This is a genomic window from Methylobacterium sp. WCS2018Hpa-22, from assembly GCF_031843785.1.
Lineage (GTDB): Bacteria > Pseudomonadota > Alphaproteobacteria > Rhizobiales > Beijerinckiaceae > Methylobacterium.
Window position 1 is genome coordinate 494,127 of the sequence record NZ_JAVTJA010000001.1, and the last position, 19,398, is coordinate 513,524.

The 19,398-nt window shown below is 65.6% G+C and carries 19 protein-coding genes and 1 riboswitch; of the genes, 11 read left to right on the forward strand and 8 right to left on the reverse strand.

Translation table 11 applies throughout. From position 1 onward, the window contains the following. The 3 genes from RQI43_RS02325 to RQI43_RS02335 form a co-directional block, all read right to left on the reverse strand. The gene (locus tag RQI43_RS02325; protein ID WP_056453551.1) at positions 1 to 447 is read right to left on the reverse strand and encodes a (2Fe-2S)-binding protein; all 447 of its coding nucleotides are present in this window, start codon (positions 445 to 447) and stop codon (positions 1 to 3) included. 104 nt (positions 448 to 551) lie between these two features. Then, positions 552 to 1,499: a GlxA family transcriptional regulator gene (locus tag RQI43_RS02330; RefSeq protein ID WP_056453548.1), complete on the reverse strand. Its 948-nt coding sequence runs from the start codon at positions 1,497 to 1,499 to the stop codon at positions 552 to 554. Between the two features lie 190 nt (positions 1,500 to 1,689). Then, a complete protein-coding gene (locus tag RQI43_RS02335) occupies positions 1,690 to 2,484 on the reverse strand; it encodes an SDR family oxidoreductase (protein WP_056453545.1) in 795 nt (264 codons plus the stop codon). Positions 2,485 to 2,603: 119 nt separating this feature from the next. Here RQI43_RS02335 and RQI43_RS02340 point away from each other — a divergent pair, with 119 nt between their 5' ends. The 9 genes from RQI43_RS02340 (at position 2,604) to RQI43_RS02380 (ending at position 13,375) form a co-directional block, all read left to right on the forward strand. After that, on the forward strand, positions 2,604 to 3,578 hold the full coding sequence (locus RQI43_RS02340; protein WP_056453542.1) for a GlxA family transcriptional regulator: 975 nt from the start codon (positions 2,604 to 2,606) through the stop codon (positions 3,576 to 3,578). A 309-nt stretch (positions 3,579 to 3,887) separates the two neighbouring features. Next, positions 3,888 to 4,098, forward strand: a riboswitch (cobalamin riboswitch). A gap of 182 nt (positions 4,099 to 4,280) precedes the next feature. Next, a complete protein-coding gene (locus RQI43_RS02345) occupies positions 4,281 to 6,443 on the forward strand; it encodes a TonB-dependent siderophore receptor (protein ID WP_026175774.1) in 2,163 nt (720 codons plus the stop codon). Further along, complete coding sequence (locus RQI43_RS02350; protein ID WP_311274069.1) at positions 6,443 to 7,186, forward strand: ABC transporter ATP-binding protein; 744 nt, start codon at positions 6,443 to 6,445, stop codon at positions 7,184 to 7,186. The genes RQI43_RS02345 and RQI43_RS02350 overlap by 1 nt, the downstream gene beginning before the upstream one ends. Beyond that, complete coding sequence (locus RQI43_RS02355) at positions 7,183 to 8,577, forward strand: DUF3526 domain-containing protein (RefSeq protein ID WP_018042858.1); 1,395 nt, start codon at positions 7,183 to 7,185, stop codon at positions 8,575 to 8,577. Before RQI43_RS02350 ends, RQI43_RS02355 begins: the two co-directional genes overlap by 4 nt. Next, positions 8,574 to 10,061: an ABC transporter permease subunit gene (locus tag RQI43_RS02360; RefSeq protein WP_311274070.1), complete on the forward strand. Its 1,488-nt coding sequence runs from the start codon at positions 8,574 to 8,576 to the stop codon at positions 10,059 to 10,061. Before RQI43_RS02355 ends, RQI43_RS02360 begins: the two co-directional genes overlap by 4 nt. Beyond that, the gene (locus RQI43_RS02365; protein WP_244478054.1) at positions 10,058 to 10,366 is read left to right on the forward strand and encodes a hypothetical protein; all 309 of its coding nucleotides are present in this window, start codon (positions 10,058 to 10,060) and stop codon (positions 10,364 to 10,366) included. Before RQI43_RS02360 ends, RQI43_RS02365 begins: the two co-directional genes overlap by 4 nt. Further along, complete coding sequence (locus RQI43_RS02370; RefSeq protein WP_311274071.1) at positions 10,363 to 11,526, forward strand: heparan-alpha-glucosaminide N-acetyltransferase domain-containing protein; 1,164 nt, start codon at positions 10,363 to 10,365, stop codon at positions 11,524 to 11,526. Before RQI43_RS02365 ends, RQI43_RS02370 begins: the two co-directional genes overlap by 4 nt. A gap of 296 nt (positions 11,527 to 11,822) precedes the next feature. Beyond that, positions 11,823 to 12,041, forward strand: coding sequence for a hypothetical protein (locus RQI43_RS02375; protein ID WP_311274072.1), 219 nt, complete (start codon positions 11,823 to 11,825; stop codon positions 12,039 to 12,041). A gap of 146 nt (positions 12,042 to 12,187) precedes the next feature. After that, positions 12,188 to 13,375: a TonB-dependent receptor plug domain-containing protein gene (locus tag RQI43_RS02380; RefSeq protein ID WP_311274073.1), complete on the forward strand. Its 1,188-nt coding sequence runs from the start codon at positions 12,188 to 12,190 to the stop codon at positions 13,373 to 13,375. On the opposite strand, the gene RQI43_RS02385 is transcribed toward RQI43_RS02380, so the two are convergent. From RQI43_RS02385 to RQI43_RS02395, 3 genes are all read right to left on the reverse strand, one after another. Further along, on the reverse strand, positions 13,279 to 13,986 hold the full coding sequence (locus RQI43_RS02385; RefSeq protein ID WP_311274074.1) for a thermonuclease family protein: 708 nt from the start codon (positions 13,984 to 13,986) through the stop codon (positions 13,279 to 13,281). The genes RQI43_RS02380 and RQI43_RS02385 overlap by 97 nt on opposite strands. A gap of 151 nt (positions 13,987 to 14,137) precedes the next feature. Then, a complete protein-coding gene (locus RQI43_RS02390) occupies positions 14,138 to 14,629 on the reverse strand; it encodes a hypothetical protein (RefSeq protein ID WP_311274075.1) in 492 nt (163 codons plus the stop codon). 30 nt (positions 14,630 to 14,659) lie between these two features. Next, the gene (locus tag RQI43_RS02395; protein WP_311274076.1) at positions 14,660 to 15,571 is read right to left on the reverse strand and encodes a hypothetical protein; all 912 of its coding nucleotides are present in this window, start codon (positions 15,569 to 15,571) and stop codon (positions 14,660 to 14,662) included. A 584-nt stretch (positions 15,572 to 16,155) separates the two neighbouring features. Between RQI43_RS02395 and RQI43_RS02400 the strand changes: the two genes are divergently transcribed. Both RQI43_RS02400 and RQI43_RS02405 read left to right on the forward strand, forming a co-directional pair. After that, a complete protein-coding gene (locus RQI43_RS02400) occupies positions 16,156 to 17,151 on the forward strand; it encodes a helix-turn-helix domain-containing protein (protein WP_311274077.1) in 996 nt (331 codons plus the stop codon). Between the two features lie 129 nt (positions 17,152 to 17,280). Next, positions 17,281 to 18,087, forward strand: coding sequence for an alpha/beta fold hydrolase (locus RQI43_RS02405; protein WP_311274078.1), 807 nt, complete (start codon positions 17,281 to 17,283; stop codon positions 18,085 to 18,087). 179 nt (positions 18,088 to 18,266) lie between these two features. On the opposite strand, the gene RQI43_RS02410 is transcribed toward RQI43_RS02405, so the two are convergent. Together RQI43_RS02410 and RQI43_RS02415 are read right to left on the reverse strand one after the other, a co-directional pair. Next, the gene (locus RQI43_RS02410; protein WP_311274079.1) at positions 18,267 to 18,737 is read right to left on the reverse strand and encodes a regulator; all 471 of its coding nucleotides are present in this window, start codon (positions 18,735 to 18,737) and stop codon (positions 18,267 to 18,269) included. Positions 18,738 to 18,883: 146 nt separating this feature from the next. Beyond that, positions 18,884 to 19,387, reverse strand: a complete 504-nt coding sequence (locus tag RQI43_RS02415; RefSeq protein ID WP_311274080.1) for a glutamine amidotransferase-related protein — start codon at positions 19,385 to 19,387, stop codon at positions 18,884 to 18,886. Positions 19,388 to 19,398: the final 11 nt, after the last annotated feature.

A 19,398-nucleotide genomic window follows, 5' to 3' on the forward strand; every position in this document is an offset into this window, starting at 1 on the left:
TCAAGCCGCGGCCTGCCGCACGGCGGCGGCAATAGCGTTGTAGGTGCCGCAGCGGCAGAGATTGGTCATCGCCGAGGCGATGTCGTCGTCAGTCGGCTTCGGTGTTCCCTTCAGAAGGCCGGTCGCCGCCATGACCTGGCCGGACTGGCAGTAGCCGCATTGCGGCACCTCGATGCCGATCCAGGCCGCGACGACTCTGGCGCCCACTGGATCCCGCTCGATTGCCTCAATGGTGGTGACGCTCTGCGTCCCAACGCTCTCCAGGGGGATCTGACAGGAGCGCGTCGCTTGTCCGTCGAGGAGGACCGTACAGGCGCCGCACTGTCCGATGCCGCAGCCATACTTGGTGCCGCTCAGCCCAAGGCTGTCGCGCAGGACGAAAAGGAGCGGCGTGTCGGGTTCGGCCTCGACAGCATATGGCCGGCCATTGACCGTCAGATTCACCATGGCCGCGTTACTCCGAAAGGTTTGCCCCGCACTGCATTATGGATAAGTCTGGCCGATGCAGTCGCAAACGTCATAAACGCAGCGTTTTCGGACATGCAACTGCTTCACGCGGCGTGCCTGTCTCGCAACAGTCCCTGCCGGATCTCCTGTGGGGTCAGCCCGTAGATCCGCAGGAATGCGCGGCGCATCCGCTCCCTGTCGGCGAATCCAGTTTCCATGGCGACTACATCGAGAGAGTGCCGGCTCCGCACCAGCAGCACGCGGGCGGCATCGGCACGCAGGCGCTCGATCACCTTGGCCGGCGACAGGCTGAACTCCGCCTGGACCGCCCGGTTGAACTGCCGGGGCGAGAGGTGGGCGGCATCGGCGAGGCGGGCCACGCTGAGCGGTTCCCGCAGATGGCCGCGCGCGAACGCGAAGGCCCGCTGGATCCGATCGGATTTCGGCTCCAAGTCCAGGAGGTTGGAGGCCTGCGGCTGACCGCCGGAGCGGCGGCGATCGAGGAGCAACCGGCGGGCGACCTCGCGGGCCGCCCCCGGCCCGAGGTCGTCTTCGACCAGCGCCAGGGCCATGTCGATGGAGGCCGTCATGCCGGCCGAAGTCCAGATCGCCCCGTCCCGAACGTAGAGCTGGTCGGTTTCCACCTGCAGGTCGGGAAAGCGCGCCGCCAGTTCCGCGTTGTCGCGCCAATGGGCCGTGACCCGACGGCCCGCGAGAAGGCCCGCCTCCGCCAGCACGAAGCTGCCCCGGCAGAAGGATGCGACTCGCCGCGCCTGCCCGGCGACCCGGCGCACGAACGCAAGGAGGACCGGCGAGCCCGCCCCCGCGCCCGTGGAGGCTCCGACAATGAGCGTGTCGAACGCCGTCTCGCCGGGCGGCTCGGTCAACACGGTAAAGCCCGCATTCGTCTGAACAGGACCGCCCGCTTCAGAGATAAGGTGCAGGTCGTAGACGGGTTCGCCGGCCACGTTGTTCGCGACCTGGAACACCGCCATGGCCGAGAGCGACATCAGCTTCAGCTCCGGGATCGCTAGAACGCCGATGGTCAGCACGGCCTTCTCCCTGCGTCGGATTTTATGCAAGTATTCGGCGAAATTAGCAGATTTCGCAGAGGCAGTCCCTGGTTCGCGACAGAGACCGGCTTTACAACGAAGTTCTCGGCAGGCACGTGTTTGCGGGCCGATGCGAACCCGCTGCGCTCGGAACCGCGATGTCCGGGCCGGCGACTCGGCGTGAATCGTTTCAACCGGCCCGATACCGGTCGGCCGCCACGGCGCTCGACAGGTGTGGCAGCATCGCTTGGCGAGCGGCCTCCCAGGCCTCCCATTCGGCCCCCTCCATCAGCGACGGAATAGTGGCGAATTCGCCCCGGTCGAGGCCGACTAGAGCCGCGTCCACGAGATCGGCGGCGGACATGACCCACCCCTCGGGAAGATTGCTGGACGGCAGCCCGGCGATGTCCCAGAACTCTGTGCCGGTCGCCCCCGGCAGGACGACTTGTACGGCCACCCCGGTGCCGGCGAGTTCCTTGCGCAGTGATTGACTGAAGGCGAGGACGAAGGACTTCGTGCCGCCATAAACGCCGTTGAGTGCCTCCGGGCCAATGGCGACGATCGAGGCGATGTTGATGATCGTGCCGTTGCCGCGCGCTGTGAAACGTGGGACGGCCGCGTAAGTCAGGCGCGTCGGGGCAGTGACGTTGATCGCGATCATCTGCTCCATGTCGTCCACCGAGGCGGACGCCAAGGGCGCGGCGCTGCCGAAGCCGGCATTGTTGACCAGATGGGTGATGCTGGCCTCGGTCTTCAGGATCGCTTCGACTTCGCGGAGCCCCTCAGCGCCCGCCAGATCGGCCGCGACGACTCGGACCGTAATGCCATGGCGACCCGACAGTGTCTCGGCGACGGCATCGAGCCTCGCCCTGTTGCGTGCCACTAGGATGAGATTGTGGCCGCGCGCAGCGAAGCGGTCGGCGTAGACTGCACCAATGCCTGAGGAGGCCCCGGTGATGAGCACGGTTCCCAGCTTGTTACTCATGGTCGTGGTCCTTCGACATGCGCCGCTGGCTGTTTGCGACGGCACGACACTACGGCTGGACGGCGATGTCTGAAATGACGTAAAAGCGTCAATTCAGGACATGAGCGGTGGTGGTTTCGATGCCAGAGGTCGGCTTCATTCTTGAGGACGGGTTCCAAGTTATGGGACTGGCCGCGCTATCGGCCTTCGAGTTCACCAACGTGGAACTCGGATACGAAGCCTACCGCCTGACAGTTATGTCTGAGCAGGGTGGAACGATCCGGTCGTCGCTGGGCATCCGGATCGAGACAGTTCCGCTCACCCTCGTGCCGGACACCTTGATGGTCGTCGGCGAGCTGCTTCCCCGCCCCCTCACGCTTGCCCTGCGCAGCTATATCGCTGAGGCGGGCCAGACGTCCCGACGCGTCGCAGGACTATGCACGGGGGCATTCGCCCTGGCCGAGGCGGGATTGCTCGACGGCCGTACCGCGACCACGCACTGGGCCCATGCCCGGGACTTGCAGGCTCGGTTTCCTCGCGTCCGCGTCGACGACGACCGCATCTTCGTCTCCGATGGACACATCTGGACATCCGCCGGGATGAGCGCGGCCATCGACCTGACCCTCGCCCTGATCGAAGACGATCACGGCGCGGACCTGTCGCGGATGGTGGCGCGCAAGCTCGTCGTCTACCACCGCCGCCCGGGCGGCCAGTCCCAGTTCTCCGCGCTCTTAGAACTGCAGCCCCGCTCCGACCGCGTCCGCCGCGCGCTCGTATACGCCCGAGAGCATCTGGCCAATCCGCTGACTGTCGAGGAGCTCGCTGACGCCGCGAGTGTAAGTCCCCGCCAATTCAGCCGGATCTTTCGCGAGGAGACCGGACAGTCCCCGGCCAAGGCCGTAGAGCGCCTTCGCCTAGAGGCCGCGCAACGTATGCTCGAAGACGGACGCCATGCGTTGGATGTCGTTGCCCGTGACACCGGCTTTACCGATCGCAATCGGTTGCGGCGGGCTTTCCTGCGCATGTTCGGTCAAACGCCGCAGAGCTTGCGTCGCGGCACGCGCGTCATAGAGCCGTCCGAAACACGCTTACAGGTAACAAAGACAACGGAATGAGCGGCCGAGTTAGGTTGACACCTGCCAGCCCGCTCTACGACCGGGTTGGGTGGAATGCGGTCCGACTGCTTTCGACCAGAAGACGTCCATAAGCGCTTATCGTGGAGGCCATCGAGCATCGGCCGATTGCGCCACTAGGCGCAGGCTGCATAACCTTTCACCCCCGATGGATCAGAGCCTCCGCACCTGAAAAGAGCGGACTGTCCCAATCCATCTGGCGACGGACAACGGTCCGGGACCAGACTGATGCAATGTTACAATGTTGCGAGAAAATGACGCCCCCTCGATTGACTATGCGGCGGCGCCCGGCGAATGTCTGACCGTCAAGGTTCCTGCGGGTCGTCGGCTCGCGGGCTAAGAGGGAATTCGGGGTGCTCGCAGGAGCGCTTCCGAAGCTGCCCCCGCAACTGTTAGCGGTGAGCCCTCACCGTCCATGGTCACTGGTGCGACGTACTGGGAAGGCCGAGGCGAGGGCGACGACCCGCGAGCCAGGAGACCTGCCTTGCACAACGATACGTCTCTCGGGCGGGGTGTCCCGGCGGAGCGCATGAGCGGGCTTGGCTACTGACGCAGCCGGTCCCGCGAGGGCACCCGCTCGGCCGTCGCTCGACAACCTTGAGCGCACCGGTGCCCCTTCGTCCCAACCTGGCGACCTCGAAGGTTGCGATCCTGACCCTGCCCGTTCCGGCCAAGCGTCGTCGGATGTCGAGGCGTCGAGGATCGCACTACGCGCTTGCCGCAATCCTTTCGGCGGGCGCGCCTGCACTGGAGGCCCGGGCGCAGGAGGCCGTCACGCTGGAGGAACTCTCCGTGGAGGCTACTGGCGGGAGCGCTCCAGTGGTCGCTGGTGCTGGCCCCTCCCCGGGGATAGGCCTGATCGGTCCGACCCCGGGCTACCGGGCCGACCGGGCGGTGAGCAGCACGAAGACCGACACGCCCCAGCGCGACGTGCCCCAGATCGTCACCGTTGCGCCGCGCGAGGTCATCACAGATCTCGCCGCCACCCGCGTCGACCGGGTCTTCAACTATACGCCCGGCGTCGCCCAGCAGAACAATTTTGGCGGCCTGACGGTGTTCAGCTACGCCATCCGTGGCACGACTACCTCGGAACTCTACCGTAACGGCTTCCCGATCAACCGAGGCTCGCCGCCGCCGCCTGACACCCAGAACGTCGAGCGCATCGAGGTGCTCAAGGGCCCCGGTGGCGGCCTGTTTGGGCGCAGTGACCCAGGTGGCCTCGTCAACTTCGTCACCAAACAGCCGACCGCTGAGCGCTTCGTCGAGATGGGCGGTCTCTGGGGTTCTTTCGAGCAGTTCCGCGACACGGTCGATGCCGGTGGCGCGCTCAACGAGGACGGCACGCTGCTCTACCGATTTAACTTTGCGGGCGGACGCCAGAACAGCTTTCGCGATTTTGTCGACAGCGACCGGCTCCTCGTCGCTCCCGTCGTGAGCTGGCAGGTCACGCCGGACACGAAAATCACCGTCGAGACCGAGTTCCTGCGCAATCGCGTCGTGGTCGACCGGGGTGTGATTGCGATCAACCGCCAACTCGGCTTCCTGCCGATTTCCCGCTTCCTCGGCGAGCCGGGGCAGAGCACGTATCAGAGCTCGGACACGATGCAGGTGCGGGTCGAGCATCGCTTCAACGCCGATTGGCAGATGCGCCTCGCCACCCACTTCAACACCGGCTCGCTGGTCGGGGAATCGGCGGAGGTCCGTGGCCTCGCCGCGGACAATCGCACCGTCCTGCGCGACCGGAACTTCCGCGATTACCGCTGGGATACCGCCATCGGTCAGGCCGAGGTGGTGGGGCGCTTCGCCACCGGTGATCTCGGTCATACCCTGCTTCTCGGCTTCGAGCGGGAGAGCACGGATAGCCGCGTGGTCTATGATCGCTCGAACTTCCGCCAGAGCCCCTACAGCCTCGACATTTACGATCCCCGCTACGGCCAGGCCCTGCCGCCGCTCACGATCCGGCGCAACAACTTGGAACGAGTCACCAACACCGCCCTCTATGTCCAGGACCAGATCGCGCTCAGCCCCGAGTGGAAGGCGCTCCTCGGGGCCCGGTTCGATTTCTTCGAGCAATCTTTTCGCGAGCGAACGAACTCGACCCAGTCAGAGCAATCGCGGGTGGCGGCCACGCCGCGTGCCGGGCTCGTCTACCAGCCCCTGCCTGAGCTTTCGCTCTACACCAATGTCGGCACCAGCTTCCGGCCCAATATCGGCCCCGATGCCTTCGCGGTGGCCCGCGCGGAGCCGTTCGAGCCCGAGACTGGCATCGGCTACGAGGTGGGTGCCAAGCTCGATCTGTTCGGAGGCGCCCTCGGCCTGACGGCGGCGGCCTTCCGCATCGAGCGGCAGAACGTGCTGACGGCCGACCCCAACAACAGCGGCTTCTCGCTGGCGGCGGGCGGCGTGCGCAGCCAGGGCTTCGAACTCACGGCCGCAGGCCAGATCACCCCCGAGATCAAGATCCTGGCGGGCTACGTCTACGCCGACGCAGTGGTGACCAAGGATAACGTGCTGCCGGTGGGCGCACCGCTGATCAACATCCCGCGCCACTCGGGCAGCCTGCTCGCTGTGCACGAGGTCCAGGCCGGCCCCTGGAAGGGCCTCGGCCTGGGCGGCGGCGTGCGCGGGGTTGGCGAACGCGCCGGGGACGCATCGGGCTCGGGCTTCTCTCTGCCGGCCTACATCGCTGTCGATGCGCTGGCCTATTACCGCTACGAGAACATGCGCTTCGGCCTTAACGTCGAGAACATCTTCGACACCACTTACTATGAGAGTTCGAACAGCGTGTTCCGGGTCTATCCCGGCGCGCCCCGGCGCTTCACCGGCACGATCTCGGTGCGGTTCTGATGACTGAGGTCACGACCCATTCGGGCGACTTCGTCCTGGAGATCCGGGGGGCGGGCAAGCGTTTCGGCGAACGCCAAGCCCTCGATGGCCTCGACCTGTCGCTCCGTCCCGGGGAGGTCTTCGCCCTGCTCGGGCCGAACGGGGCTGGCAAGACCACAACGGTCAACCTGATCCTCGGCTTCCTAAAGGCGGATGCCGGCACGGTCCGGGTCTGCGGTGTCGATGCCGGCGCCGACCCGGTCGGCGCGCGCCGGCACGTGGCCTACATCCCCGAACAGGTGGCGCTCTATCCCGGCCTCTCCGGGGTGGAGAACCTGCGCTACTTCACGACCCTGGCCGGCCTCGATCTGACGAAAGCGAACGCACGCATGCTCCTCGCGGAGGCCGGCCTCGCCGAGCCTGCCCTCGCCCGTCCCGCCGGCTCCTATTCCAAGGGCATGCGCCAGAAGGTCGGCATCGCGGTGGCACTCGCGCGCCGTGCCCGGCTCCTCCTCCTCGACGAACCGACCTCGGGCCTTGATCCGAGCGCGGCGGCGGACTTCTCCACAACGGTCCGGGCGGCGGCGGATCGTGGCACCGCCATCCTGATGGCGACCCACGATCTCTACAGGGTGCGCGAGATGGCTGGCCGCGTCGGTGTCCTTAGCCGTGGCTGTATCGTTGAGGAGATCGACCCCCGGACTCTCGACCATGTCAGCCTGGAGCGGCTCTACATCGAGCGGCTGGCGGGGAGCGCGGCGTGAGGCAGCTCGCGGCCGAACTCGCGCGCACCGCCCGCGATGCGCGCCTTCGCTGGATCGGTGCCGTCCTCGTCCTGCTCCTCACGGTCGCGGGCCTCGGCGCCTGGCGGGATTCTATGCGCTATGCTGGTGAGGTCGCTCAGGTCGCGGCCGCCGAGCGCGCGCGCTGGCTCGGCCAGGATACCAAGAACCCGCATTCGGCCGACCATTTCGGCCTTTGGGTGTTCCGCCCCTCGGCACCGCTCGCCGTGCTCGATCCCGGTACCGAGCCCTACACGGGCCGGATGGTGCGGGTCGAGGCGCACGTTTTCAACGACGCGGTCTATCGCGCCATCCAGGATGCCGGACCGCTCGCGCGATCCGGCCTCGGCAGCGTCGCCGATATCGTCCAACTCGTGGTGCCGCTCGCCGCCATCCTGCTCGGCTTCTCCGCCTTCGCCGCCGACCGCGAGCGCGGCACGCTGCGTCTCGCGCTCGGCAACGGCGTCCCGCCGGGCCGGCTCTTCGCGACCCGGTTCGCGGCGCTCTTCGCCGCGCTGGCGCTCGTGGCAGGGCTTCCGCTCCTCGGGATCGGCGCGCTCGCAGTGGTGAGCGAGGAGGGTGCCGGCTGGCAGGCCGTTCCGCGACTGCTCACCTGGGTAGCGGCGCAGCTGACCTATGCCACCGTATTTCTGCTGCTCGCGATGCTCGTCTCGCTCGTCGCACGTACGGCCCGGGGCGCGCTTGCGGCGGCGCTCGCGGTCTGGGCCGTCCTTTGCGTCGCGGCCCCCCGCCTCGCAATCGTCGGTGTCGACGCGGTCATGCCCGCCCTGTCCTACCGCGAGGTCCGGACGCGGATCGAGTCCGGTTTTCGGGCGCATCGCACCGCCGAGGCGAACGATGTCCGTACGCGCGAGGTGCTCGCCCGCTATAGCGTGAGCGACCCCGACGAACTGCCCGTGGACCTGCGCGGCCTGATGATGTCGGAGAACGAGAACTACAACTTCACGGTCTACGACCGTGAGCTCGGCGCGTTCTTCGACAGCCTCGCGACCCAGGAAAGGGCGTTGGCCTGGGCTGGCCTGCTGTCGCCGCGGGTCGCCCTGCAGGCCCTCTCGCAGACGCTCGCCGGCACCGATTTCGCCCAACACGCCCACTTCGTCTGGGCGGCGGAGGCCTATCGGCGCCGAATCTCCGAACGCATGAACGCCGAGATCCGCGACCATCCCCAGCGCGGCGGGACCACCCTCGTCGCCGGACCGGATCTCTGGGGGGAGATCCCGCCTTTCGTCCACCGGCCATTGCCGTTCGCCACCACGCTGGCCAACGCACGCGTTCCGGCCTTCGTCCTCGCCCTGTGGCTCGGTCTGCTTGCGCTCCTGTGCCGTCCCCTTGTCCGGAGGCTGAAGCCGTGAGAACCGTCCGGTTTCCCGTCCTGCTCGGCGCCGAACTGCGCCTGATCCTGCGCGAGCGCCTGACCTGGGCGATCCTCGCCGCCCTCCTCGTGGCTCTCTGCCTAGCGGCGTGGACGGGCGCAGGGCGCGTCTCCATGGAGCGAGCCGCCCTCTTGCAGGCCGCCGCCAACACCGACCGGGTCGTGCGGGACGCCAAGGCCGCCCATGAGCGTTATGGCAAGCCCTCGCCAATCAAAGTGAACTACTGGCAGGACCCCACCTACGCCTTCGGCTACATGACCTACTTCATGGCCGCCTACGCGGTGAAGCCGCCGACGCCGCTCGCCGTATTCGCGGCCGGTCAATCCGACGTGCAACCCGCGATCATGCGGGCCAGCTTCGGCTTCAGCACGGTCTTCGACGACACCGCCTACGAACCCAGCTCGACCGCCCGGCTCAGGCTCGGCCCCTTCGATCTTGCCTTCGCGCTGGTCTACCTCGTACCTCTCGCCGTCATCGCACTCGCCGGCACACGGCTCTCCTCCGAGCACGACAACGGCATCCTGCGCATGATCGCGTCGCAGCCCGTCGGGCCGCGTCGCGTGGCGAGCGCGAAGTTCGGGGCCGTGGCGCTGGTCGCCATCACAGCTGTGCTCGGTGGAACGGCGCTGGCGCTCATCGTATCGGGCGGTCTCGGAGAGCTCGGCGGTTGGGAGGGTACGCTGGCCCTCCTTGCGGCCACCCTGGCCGCCTACGTCGTCCTCTGGGTGTCGGCCTGCGCCCTGGTGGCCAGCCTGTGGCGCGGGGGCGTCTCCGCCCTCGCGATCCTCGTGCTGGCTTGGGCCATCGTCACTGTCGCCCTGCCGAGCGCTCTCGGGTACGCGGTCGAGGCCCTCGCGCCGACGCCTTCACGGATCGCGGCAATCGATGCGAGCCGGCAGGCACAGGTCCGGTTCTACACCGGTGAGGAAGGCGCTCGGATCACCCTGGCCTGGCTTGCCGGCAAGGTTCCGGATGCCGCGAGTCGGCCGGGGCTGGCGGAGGCGCCCGAGATCAAGCGCCTCGCTCGCGATGCGTTCTACGACGAAGCGCTGGCGAGCTACCGAGATGCCGCGCACGACCATGCCCAGGCTGCGGCGGCCTGGAGCCGGCGGCTGGCAACGCTATCTCCCACGACGGTGCTCGCCCTCGCCCTTGAGATGGCGGCGGGAACCGACGCGGAGCGCCATTCCGCCTTCCTGGCGGCGGGCGCCGCGTACCGCCGGGACCTGCGTGCGTTCTTCGAGCCCCGCATCCTCGCCCAGGCACTGGACCCCGCGCCGGTCTGTCCGGGCTGTCCCGCGCGGCTCGATTTTACCGCCTACGATGCCGTGCCGGCATTCGCGCCCTCCGTGCCCCGCGCCGCGGCGGAGCGTCAGGCGATGGTGGCCCTAGGTTGCTTGGTTGCGGGAACCCTGCTCCTCGCCGCGCTGGCTCACCGCCGGTTCGCCGAATGGCCCGCATGATGCGCGCGAACTGGAAGGGTGCAGCCGGGGATGGCAGCCCGGCGGGCCAGCCCGTTGATGCGCCTGCCGCCCACGTCCGGCGCGGGGATGCGGGGCGCGGGGCCTCGTCCGAGCGCGCGCGCCGCTACGTGCTCGACCTCATGCCGATTCTGGAATCGATTGGCGGAGAGGTCGGGCGGACGCCCCAGTGCCTCGCTCCCGAGCTGACGCGGCGTGGGGTCCGCAAGCCGCGCGGCGGCGCGGTCTGGACACCCGTCGATGTCGGCCGGCTCCTGCACCGGATCGGAACGGAGCGCGTGCGATGAGACCGACAGCCTCCGAGGGAGCCCAGGGTCCGCGGTCCCGCATCGTCTCCATCGACGCCCTGCGCGGCCTCGTCATGCTGCTCATGCTCGTCGATCACGTGCGGGAGTTCGTCTACCTGCACGCCCAGGTCCGCGACCCGATGGATCTGGCCGTGACGCCGCCCGGCCTCGTCCTGACCCGGCTGACCTCGCATCTGTGCGCGCCGGTCTTCATCCTGCTTACCGGCCTCTCGGCCAGCCTCCACGCGCAGAAACACGGCGACCGGTGGGTGACCAGCGTGTTCCTGCTCAAGCGCGGCCTGCTGCTGATCCTCTTTGAGGTGACACTGGTCAGCCTGGCCTGGACCCGCAGCCTCGCGCCGCCGATCCTCTACCTGCAGGTGAACTGGGCCATCGGCCTCAGCATGGTGGCGCTGGCCGCCCTGCTCTGGCTACCGCGTGCTGCCCTCGTCCTCTTCGCCGCGGCGGTGATGCTCGGCCACAACCTGCTCGACGGACTCGTGCTCCAACCGGGCGACATGGGCTACGTGTCCTGGTCGATCCTACATCAGCGCGGCTTCATCGAACTGCCCTGGGGCGTGGCGCGGACCTCCTACCCGGTGCTGCCCTGGTTCGGCGTGATAGCGGCGGGCTACGCCCTGGGGCCGCTCTTCGCCGGAGCGGTCGCGCCGCCCACACGCAGCGCGGGGCTCCTGGCACTCGGCGGCGCGGCGCTCTCCGCCTTCCTGATCCTGCGGTGCCTCAACGGCTACGGCGAGCCGGTACCATGGCAGTCGGGGACGACGACCCTCTTCACCGCGCTCTCCTTCGTCAACCTGACCAAGTACCCGCCCTCGGCCGACTTTCTGCTGCTTACGCTAGGCCTCGGCCTCGGGCTCCTCGCCCTATTCGAGGCAGTGCCGGCGCGAAGCCTCGGCTGGCTGCGCACCTTCGGCGGCGCGCCGCTGTTCTTCTATCTTGCCCATCTCTGGCTGCTGCGACTGCTCCATGACGGCGCCTTGGCGCTCGGTCTCGGCGGAGCCTCCGGTCGAATCGAGGCTGGAGCGCCGGTGCAGATCTGGCTGGTCGCAGGAGCCCTGGTCCCGCCGCTCTGGCTCGCATGCCGCTGGATGGTCGGCCTGAAACGCCGGGCCGCCTTGCCGGCCCTGAGCTACCTGTAGCCTTTACCGAACGGTCGCTTGCGGGGGAGCCCGGCGGACCCGTAACGGTGGCTGATCAGCGTGGAAATGCACCCCGGGGTTAGGGGGGGCAGCCATTGGACCTGACTGATGAAGTCCAAGCGCACCAAGCATTCAGGCCTTCGTCGAGGGTGAACCGACGTGCGCCTTTCGCCTCGGCCGCATGAATTCCGGCCCATGATTACGCGCCTGCGTTGACGGCGCTGCAAGCGCAGCCGTACGTAAGATCCATGCGGATGCGATTGCCAGGGTGGGCCGCCTGCCGTGCGGTCATCGCCATGGCCGCGCTGTACGCACTTGCGCTCCAGGCATTCCTCGGCGGCGCGAGCTTCGCGGCCTCGGGCGGTCCGACCCACGTCATCTGTGCGCAAGGCGCGGGGAGCGACGGCGAGCCCTTCAAGTCATCTCCGCCGCACAAGCATCTCGATTGCTGCCTGGTGGCTCACGCCCTGGGGGCGCCGGTCGTTCCGCCCGCCACCTCGTCGCCCATCATCTAGACCGTCCGGCAAGCCTCCGTCGTCGTCTGGCGTTTCGAGGTCGCGGCCTACCCCCGTGCACCGCCAGGGATCAGTGCCAGCGCCCGTGCCCCACCCGTCGCCTGATTGATCGCCCTTCCCGATCTTTCAGACAACGGACCCAAACCATGTACCCTGTTCCCCGGGTCGAGCTCTGCCTCGCCCTGTTCATCACCTTGCTTGCCACCACCTCAGTCCTCGCCCAGACCGCCGCCACTGGGGTCACCCTGCCGGAACTCACTGTGGAGGGAGGCGATACCTCCTCAGGCCCGGGGGTCCGCCAGACCACGGCCGGCCCCGTGCAGGGCTATCGCGCCCTGACCTCGGTCTCGGCCACCAAGACCGGCACCCCGATCCAGGAGACGCCGCAATCGGTCCAAGTCATCATCCGCGACCTTATCGAGGACCAGCAGAGCCTGACCGTCTCGGAGACGCTCCGGAACGTGTCCGGCGTCACGGGTCCGAACCCGGTGGCCTTCAACCAGTTCTACACGCTGGTGCGCGGCTTCCCGGCGGAGACCTACGTCGACGGCCTGTCGACCTTCTTCCAGCCGGGCGCGCGCGACCTCCTCAACAACGTCGAGCGCATCGAGGTTCTGAAGGGCCCGACCGGCATCCTCTACGCAGGCGGCTCGGCGCCGATCGGCGGCATCATCAACCTGGTCTCGAAGCTGCCGGTCTTCGCGACCTTCACCGAGATCGGCGTCACCGCCGGCAGCCGTGGCTTCGTCAGCCCGTACTTCGACATCAACCGGCCGCTGACCGAGGATGGCACGGTGCTGTTCCGCATGACGGGCCAATTCCAGCGCGATGTGCCTTCCATCGACTTAGTCGAGACCCGAAGCCTCGCCCTCAACCCGACGGTGACCTTCACCAACAACGCCGGCACCTCGCTGACGCTGCAGGGCTTCTACTCGCGTCGGACCCAGCCCGACTACACGGGTCTGCCGGCGGTCGGTACGGTCGACACCTCCGCGTTCAGCATCCGACGCTCCCTCTTTCCGAGCTCGACGACGGTGCCGGACACGTCCTCGGAGTTCTACGGCGTCACGGCACGTCTCGACCACGCCTTCAACGATGTCTGGTCGACGTTCACGACCGTCCGCTTCAGCCGCTCGATCCTCAGCCAGCCGGACCAGTTCGTCATCGGCAAACCGCCGGGGCCGCAGCCGGTCCGTGATCCCGCGCAAGATCCGAGCAAATCGACTGCCGGGCACGATCACCCTCGCGGCGCACGCCATCCGGCTGCCCTCGCGTCGTCTTCGGTACAGAATATGCGCTCCCCATCCTTCACGCTGATCCGGGTCCGGTCGTAATCCCGAGATCCGGGGACGTGGAAGACCTTCTCCCCCTGGCGGCTGATGTTGCCCTTGATTGCGCAGGCACCCGCTGTCGCGGTTGGTTGTGACGACGGGATCGGGCCATCCGGCCCGCCAGGTGCCGCGAAACCCATGCTCATGACCCGCTCGCCCTTGCGCCAGTCGCCCGGCGTCGTGAAGGCCCCGGCCCAAATCCCGAGCTTATCGGCCTTCGCGGTGCTTTCGGCGCTGACATAGTCCTGTGAGTAGCGGCGGTAGGCAACGGCATAGCCTTGCGCGACCAGCCAGCCGTTCAAGTCCTCCACACCCTTCCGGCAAACCGCAACGGTGCGTCCATACTTGTCGGTGTCACGAGGAAGGCAGGAGACGGGTGTGGTGCCAATCCGGTCGGCCAACGCTAGCGCGGCAGCTTGCCCACACCGGAAGGGCTTTCCTGCCTTGTCCCGGCAGAGTTGAGCGCTCTCCGGTGCGTCAATGCCGTGAAGGCGAATGCGGGTGCTGCCAATGTCGAGCGTATCCCCGTCAATCACCGACGCCCGGCCGGTGACCGGCTCAGCCGCGGCTGCAGGGGCTATAGCTAGGACGAACGCGAGGGCGGGAATGCGCATCGTTTTCATCTATCCCGGCCGGCTTGGTTTCACCAGTAAGCCGGCCGGGAACGACGGGCATGCTCGGAATTGCAACGACCGGCGCCTTGATCCGTCAAGCTGCCGGCACGAAGGTGGAGGCAGGCGGAAAAACTTACATACCGCCTCTCAGTCAGGCGGCTTGACGTCCTGCAAGGCCCTTCGTTGGCGATCCGGAAGCGCTGCCGTCGGTGCCGGGGACGTGTGCATCGAACACCTTCCGGCGAGGCGGATCCCACGAACGCATGGATAAGTAACACCATATGAACAATGGCACAGCCACGAGACCAAAAAATGTTGGAATTGTAAAAATGATAAACATGACGCTTAGAACTTTCATTCCAAATCGCGGCGAATGTTTATTATAGACACTCTCGCCCTGAGATTTGATTCCATAAAGAACAGCAGGATATTTGTTTCGTTTTCCAGCAAAATAAAGCTCGACATGCTCACCATAAGTTTCTGAAAAAAGGGAGCTTACCTCCTTGTGCATAATTACTGTTCCAAGAAATTTCCTTTCGCCTTCAGAAGTGATAATTTTAACGCCTTCATAGCTGAGGAAAGGGCTATCCAACACAACCACCCCTTGATCGACAACTCGGGCGCTGATGTTCCAATGTGCCATTGTTCCGGCTCCTTGCTTACAGGTTGAAAGTCAGAAGTCGGAGAATTCTTCGAACCGCAGCGTCGAGTGGGCGCTCCGCTTCGAGGAGGCGACGATGGCGCAGGAGTTCGGATCGCGATGGGGGGCCAGACCTCGCAGTTCGATGGTGGAGCCCTTCGACCAACCCATGACCCGGTACGGGGCCGGTTCGCAGCCGGCCTTGAACACGTAGGCCATCCCGGAGACACTGCCGTCAGTGGCGAAAGCCCCCCTGAAGAGGACCGTGCCCTTGCTGACGGCCTTGCGGATCGACGCCTTCGGGAAATCGTAGCGGATCACGCCGGCTCGCTCATCGACGAGCACATCGCTGCCGTTGTGGTAGTAGGTTACCCCCTGGTAGCCTTCGGGCCGGGGAGCGAGCTGTTTCGAGGATGCCGGCTGCGCCTTGGTCGAGCCGGGGAGTTTTGGCCCTTCCTTGACCGCTCCCGTCACCAAGTCGACCTCGTACCGCTGCGTTCCGGACAGGCAGCAGCGGGCATCCCCGGGCATGAGCGCCGCCATCGTGAAGACGGCTCGTCCGCCATCGAAGGACAGGCTATCGGGACCTTCGCCCCACACGCCGCGGATGTTGCGCACGAGGACCCATCCGTCATCGGAGCGACGGAACTGTCCAACCGCATGAGAGACGGCATTGCTCACGCTGGCGGAGTACAGGACGAACACCAGGGCGTTGTTCTCCCCAGCATCGTAGAACGTCGAGAACTTAATGGCCCGGCTCATGTCGCAAGGGCCTTCGTCGAGATTTTGGTCGAAGCAGGTCAGTTCCCGGCCCGCGGAAAACCAGCGCTCGACGGCGGCACGTGATGGGCCGGCCGGTACGGCGCCCTTTTCCAGGCGTGCCGGGCCGGCCGCCGCACCGGTCAGTCCCATGCCAAGCAGGCATGCGATCAGAATCGTTCTCATGGAGGGTTCTCGCGCGTCGTAGAGGTTGGTTCGGCCCACGGGCCATCCATTGGTGCCTGTGGTCTGGGTATGCCGTCGTGAATGGCCGTCGGGAGCGCCCGGGACGCCTTCAGTGGAGGAGGTGCAGGATGCTCGGCTGGGCGGTGTTGGCGGGAGAGAGCGCCGAGGCCGTGAACGAATTGCGGGTCGATAGCACCTGGGAGTTCGCGGCCTCCTCGTTCATGTCTGAGCTCGTCTGAAGCGAGAGCACGTTCTGGCATGTGGCCACTGACAAAGTGATGCTGGAAGACATGAATATACCCACCCGATGCTGTGAGATGCTGGGCTTTGCGACAGGAAAAGGGTGATAGGATATGGTTGATGGGGGAATAACGAATTTGACTTGTTGACGTTTTGCTTGGTCCTTTTTGTTCTGAGATGGGTATTTTTCGTCCAGAGCATTTTTCTATGGGATTTGCACAGAGTTTTGCGCTTACCTCAACCAATGATATTGACGCAAAATAAGGTTGCATCACTTAGAGGATGGCGGTGTGCGTCTTAGAGGATATCCTGCCAAATTTATAATGTAACATCGGCAATCTGAGATGAACATCGACCAGCAGCCGGGTAATATTCAAGACGCCGCGAAGCGTAAGCAGGCTTGGCGTGATGCAATCTCGCCTGTTTTTCACGCTTACATCGATGACGACGTGGAGGTCTCGCCCAACGTTCAGATGAAGAACTACAACCTGCAGCGCTGCCTTTTTGGGTTTCTCACGGCGCCACAGCAAAGAATCGAACGGTCGACCCAACAGATCTCGCAGCAGGGCGTCGACCATCTGCTCTTGCGTATCTACCTCTCCGGCAAGGCATCCCTGCGGCGCAATGGGAGTGAGATCGATGTCGAGGCCGGACGGTTTACGGTGTTCGACCTCTCCCAGACGATGGTGTCGGATGCCACGGAGGTTTCGAGCATCAATCTCCTGATACCCCGGCGGTCGTTCGAGCGCAGGCTCGGCGACCTGTCTCCGCAGCACGGAACGTCCTTCAGGTTCGACGCAAACCCGATAACCCGCCTGATGTCGGATCACCTTCGCAGTCTTTCCCATTGCATCGAGACTGCGACAGCCGATCAGCAGGACAGCCTGTCCATCGCCACCATCGCGCTCGCCAACGCCGTCTTCACCGATCCCACGAGAGATAGTCCCTACGAACGCGAGACGATCCTCGGCATCTCGATCCGCCAGTTCATCGAGGCAGACCTCTATTCGTTCGACCTGGGGACCGAAAAGCTCACCGCCCGCTTCGGCATATCCCGGACGGCCCTGTATGGGCTCTTCGAGCAGGACGGGGGCATCGCGACCTACATCCGTGACCGCCGCCTGTCGCGGGCAATGCGCATTCTCGCCGGCCTTGAGGGAGGCCCGAAGCGCCTGATCTCGACCATAGGCTACGAGTGCGGGTTCGAGACCGAGAAGATGTTCAGTCGCGCCTTCACGAGGAAGTACGGGATCAATCCGAGCATGGTCGATGCGACCTACCGCACCCAGGCCCGATACGAGCATGGCGCCACGCTGATGTCGTGGATCAAGGAGCTCTGACGCAACGGTCGCCGGCCCTGAAACGCGCTGACGGTGGCGGGAAGCGGCGCGCCATCGGGATCAACATCCCAATCCATCCGAGCGTTTGCCGGCGCGCACATGCATCAACGAATCTCTCAAACGGATTCCATGTCGCTGTCACCTTCCAACACCCAAGATCCGAGGATTGAGGTTTTGTCCCGCGGCATCGATAGTGGTCGCCCGCCCTTGCTCCTGGTTCATGGTGCCTGGCACGCGGCCTGGTGTTGGGACGACGGCTTTCTGGATCATCTCGCCGCCCAGGGTCGAGAGGTCCATGCCCTGAGCCTTCGAGGGCATGGGGGCAGCGACGGGCATGACCGGCTGCGCAGGACGCGGGTGCGCGACTACGTGAATGACGTCGCCCAAGTTGCCGGAAGCCTTCCACGGCCTCCGATCCTGGTTGGGCATTCGATGGGGGCGTTCATCGTTCAGAAGTACCTTGAGACCCGGACGACGGCAGGCGCGATCCTGCTTGCGCCAATGCCCCACTATGGCTTCGCATCGACCGCCATCCGCTTTTTACTGAATGACCCCATCGGCGTACTCAAGGCGAACCTGAGCGGCAGCCTTAAACCGGTGATCTCGACGACCGGCAAGGCGCGCCGCCTCTTCTTCTCTCCCAGGATGTCCGACCATGACGTCGAGCGCCATTTCGTCCGCCTGCAGGATGAGGCCTACTTGGCCTACCTGGACGTGATGTGCCTAGACCTCTGCAAACCGTCCCGCGTCACCACTCCCATTCTCGTTCTCGGTGCGGAGGACGACGCCATATTCACCCAGCGGCAGGTTGAGGCTGTTGCTAAGGTGCATCGGACCACGGCGGAATTCTTCCCCGGCATGGCCCACGACATGATGCTGGAGAGGGGATGGGAAGCCGTTGCAGCTCGGATCGTGGATTGGGCTGACGATCTGTAGGGCCTCGCGAGCCATGATCGAGGCCGAGGCGACCCCCTCGGTGATATGGTGGTCCCGACCGACCAAGGAGCTCATGCCCCGGCGGTAGTCATGGGTATGCGATGGGCATCGCCTGCGACGCTGGGTGATCGCGAGCGAAGACACCGAGACTGCCTCCGCACCCCCGGTATTCTGGATTGCTACGCGGTCCTGGCGGTGACCTTCTCGTAGGTCCCCGTCGCGATCTGGTCTTCGAGCTGAGCCTTGAAGTCGGCGATGCCCAAGACCTGGACGGGATTGCCCGCATCATCGAGGAACTCGTACAGTGCGTCCTCGATGTTACGATTGCTGAAGAACACGATGGCGTCCTCATCGCCGCCGCCCTCCATATGCGGGTCGCCGTTCGCCACCCCGGAGACGTAGCTACCCGTTGGGCGGGTCTCCCTGTGGCTGCCATCCTCGCGGTAGAACCTAAGCTCCCCCTGCATCACGAGGGTCACGTAGGGGCTCTTGTGCCGGTGCAGCATGACGCGCTGGTTCGCGGCGAATTTGAATACGACGTCGACGATGCGGTTTTCCTCGTCGACCTTGTAGACGAAGAACGCGATATGCGGGAGCCAGTCGAGCGTCCGCCAGGTGATGTTGCTCTCGTCGAACATATGGTTGGGCATCCAGTTTCCTTCCGTTCCCCCATCCGGCCGCTCGTGGGCGACGCACGGCTTTCCGCCGCTTCGAATGGCTCGTGATGGGGCAACGTCCCCGACGGTGGATCGATGCGACCGCCCTTCCGGACACCTCACCAGGTCAGGCGGCCATGTCACCGTCTGGCGTTTCGCACCGGAATGGAGAGCGCCTCGATGAAGTTGGCGATCTCGACCTGCCGGTTGCCCTCATCCGCGACTTGGTCGTCCAGCCCCAGTCGCCACGCGAGGTCGCGCCGGCCGGGCTCGCGGTGGAGGACTTCAACAAGGTCCGCCTTCTCCTCGATCTCGCGCCAGCTACGTGCCAGTCTGCTTTCGATCAAATTGTCGGCTTGCCGCCGAAGGGCCCCCGTCACCTCGTCGAGGCCAATCTCCGGGTGGTACTGGACGCCCCAGAACGTGCCTCCTTCGTGCCGGATTTCGGCCGCCTGGACCACGGTGGACCGGTTGAGGGCGAGCAGGGTGGCCCCGCCCGGAAGGGTCTCGACCTCATCCGTGTGAATGGTAGTGGTAAAAATCTGACGTTTGGTACTCGCTGCCGGGGCTGCTTTCGACCCATTGCGGAAGACAGGGGCGTCCGCTCTGCAGCAATTGCGTAGCGTTAGGGAATTGTTATGCATTCAATCTATGA